Origin of the sequence: Hydrangea phyllody phytoplasma, from assembly GCF_036985185.1 — a bacterium.
GTDB lineage: Bacteria > Bacillota_I > Bacilli_A > Acholeplasmatales > Acholeplasmataceae > Phytoplasma > Phytoplasma asteris.
In genome coordinates, this window is the sequence record NZ_BSDA01000014.1 from 1 (window position 1) to 3,275 (window position 3,275).

The 3,275-nt window shown below is 21.7% G+C and carries 3 protein-coding genes; all 3 read right to left on the minus strand.

The window, feature by feature from the left end:
• Positions 1–1,351, minus strand: a 1,351-nt coding sequence (locus tag AACP42_RS02940) for a UvrD-helicase domain-containing protein (protein ID WP_212775615.1), incomplete at its 3' end; no start/stop codon positions are given.
• Between the two features lie 441 nt (positions 1,352–1,792).
• Entirely contained in the window at positions 1,793–2,776 is a 984-nt protein-coding gene (locus AACP42_RS02945) for a DUF2963 domain-containing protein (RefSeq protein WP_212775616.1), read from the minus strand.
• A 31-nt stretch (positions 2,777–2,807) separates the two neighbouring features.
• Positions 2,808–3,203 carry a hypothetical protein gene (locus tag AACP42_RS02950; RefSeq protein ID WP_339332578.1) on the minus strand — a complete coding sequence of 132 codons (396 nt, stop codon included), beginning with the start codon at positions 3,201–3,203 and terminating at the stop codon, positions 2,808–2,810.
• Positions 3,204–3,275: the final 72 nt, after the last annotated feature.

Genomic DNA, 3,275 nt, shown 5'->3' on the forward strand with positions numbered 1-3,275 from the left:
CTATAAAAATAGAAGAATCATTCAAAGTTAAAATTTCAATATCATGTTTAGCACGAGTTATTGCAGTATAAATTAATTTTTTTTCTAAAACTTTATCTTGTGATTCATTTCGGTTTTGCCAACCAATTAAATAAACACATTCATTTTCATATCCTTTATATCCATGTATCGTTGACAAAACAATTTCATTTTCTTTACTATTATTATAAGATATAGTAAAAGGAATTTGGTTTTTTTCAAACTCATCTTTAAGTTTTTGTAATTCACCATTACTACGGCAAAGAACAGTTGTAGAATAAATTAAAGAATTTTTAATTTTTTCACACAAATACTTAACTTGTTGATAAAAATTATTAAAAAAAGAAAAATTTATAAAATCTCTATATTTTTTTTCACTAAAAGATAATTGTAAATATTCCTTATTATCAATTAATTCATTAGCTGCTTTAACAATATTAATGCCTTTAGAACGATAATTAACATTTAAAAAATGTTTTTGAGGTTTAAAATCTTTTACAAAAAGTTCCAAAATAAGTTCACTAGAACCAAAAGAGCTATAAATATTTTGAGTATAATCACCAAAACAATATAAAGAATTTGGTTTATTAAATAAAAGTTCTTTTATAATAAAATAATAAAAATAATTTAAATCTTGAAATTCATCAATAAAAACAGGACGATTATAAATTAAACCATTATTTCTTTCAACAAATTCAATAAAATCACTAGTTTCAATTAATAAACCATCAAAAGTTATTAAATTATAATAATTTAATTTTTCATAATACAAATTTAATAACAATTCAAAAGATTTTTTTAAAACTTTATCATCAATTTTAATAGATGAATAACAGTTTTCTTTTTGAAAAGTCAAACGTATTAAATTATTTAATTCCTGTAAAAGCTTTCTAAATGAATATTTTCTTTGTTCTTTAAAATACATTTTTAAATCTTGATTTTCTTTTAAAATCAGTTTTAAAATATTTAATTTAGTTTCATCATCAATAAATTTTCGTTGTTTTTCTGTTTCATTAAAAATATTATATTTTAAATAACAAGTATAAGCAAAACTATGAAATGTTCTAATTTCATAATTTTCTTTTAAATATTTTTCTAATTCATCATCATTATAAGAAGAATAATCTTCTTTTAATGATGAAAATAATTTATCATAAATAATATTTTTAGTAGCATTAGTAGCTACCAAAATTAAAGGTTTTTCTTTTTCTTTTTGTCTTAATTTTTCAATTAAAATGGTAGTTTTTCCAGAACCAGCTCCACCATGTATATACATACAAGAAGCATCTGAATTAATAATATCTTTTTGTTCTTTTGATAAATTAAATAACATTTTATTCTCCTTTATAATATTAAAAACCCCTAAATCCCCAAAGGGGACTTCATAAGAAAGGGGGTAATAGTTAATTGTAATGTACTTCGGCTGGCCGCCTACTTCGCTCTGCTCGTCTTAGAAGGTATTAACCCTTAGTATGAAAAAGAGGGTTTTTTTTAGTAAAGGAGTTTTATTGAGGCAACTAAATTAGATTAAAAAAATGATTTCTTTTAAATTTAAGCCAAAATGGGGCTTTGTTGGGGCAACTAAATTAGATTTAGGGTTAAATAAAACCCTAATTGGAATAAAATTAAAGAAAAAAAGATAAAATAATGAGTTTAAGAGGCATTATAAAATTAACAGTGATATTTAAATTAACATTCCGCGGAACCGAATTAATATAATTTATCAGGGACGTAGATAAAGATACAATTAGTTTTTATTTATCTTTATTCATGATTAATAAGTTTCAATTTTTTTAACAGTTCCATCTGGGTTGTAATATGTTTTTTTGATTATTTTACCTTCGGGGTTGAATTCATTAATCCAATCTATAGTTTTACCATCTGAACTATAAATAATTCTTTTAATTTCTTTTTTAGTTTTAGAATAAAATATTTTAATATGAGCTATAGTTTTACGATCTGTATGATAAACTATTTCTTGTTCAGTTGTTAATTTATCAATTTCTTTCTCAGTATATCCTGCATCTTTTAATTCTTTCTCAGTATATCCAGCAGATATAAATTGTTCCAAAGTATATCCTGCATCTTTTAATTCTTGCAAACTAAATCCTATATCTTTTAATTGTCTAATAGTAAAATTTAATTTCTTAAAATCCGAAATATTTTGATAAAGTTTAGTTTTGAAATATTTAACTTTACCATTTTTATCTATTTCTTTAAACTTTTCTTCATTATCATCAAATTCTTCAATAGAATTATCAATATTTTTACGTTTCATTAATTTTTCATTAACAGGATTATATTCCATCCAAACACCATCTGATAAAGTTTTTTTAATTAATTTACCATGTATACCATATTCTTCAATATTTTTGTATCTATCAATTTTTTTCAACAAAAGACCATTATTTTTATCATATTCCCAAATTGTATTATCTTTATCAATTTTTTTAACTAATTTGTGAGTAAATAAATTATAATATTCTTTTTCTCCATTATCTCTTATAAACTCATAAGGAGCATTTTTTAAATGTTCATTTTCTTTTTTTAATTTTTCAATTTCCTCATGTACTTGACTATTTAATTCCCTTGCTTTTTGTTCAATATCAGTTTTTAATAATATTCTTCTTTCTTCGGTTTCTAAATGATATTTATAAGCAAGCCCACCTATCCAAAACACAAAAAAAATTAATGTTCCGGTAGTAATTAAAAAAGGAATCATTTTATAATGTTTATTGCCTATTCTAAAACTTGACATTTTTAAACCTCTTTTCTATTATCAAAAATAATTAAAGAAATTTTTTAGCATTTTCAAATACCCATAAATATAGGAAATTAATAAAAAATGATAAAAAGAAACTCAATATTATTATAACCTTTTTAAACAAAAATAAAAAGAATTTTAAAACAATTGAAATAATATCTAATATTCTTAAAACAATTTTAAACAACAAATCACCTATTTTAATGAAAGAGTTTAAAAGAAAATTATTAATTTCTTTCAAAAAATAAATAACAGAGCCACCAACAGCAACACTAAAAATTATCTTTGCTATTTCTTTTAATTTTTCCCACATACTTTCACTAGGGTCCATTAATTTTTGACCAGTAAGAATTGTTATAGAACTTTTAATATAACCTATAATACTACCAAAAACATCAATAAAAATTTTTAATATTTGCATTAAAAAATCAAACAATGAACTAAATAATTTTAAAGGATAAATTAAAATTGTTAATTGTTCCCACATAAAAAT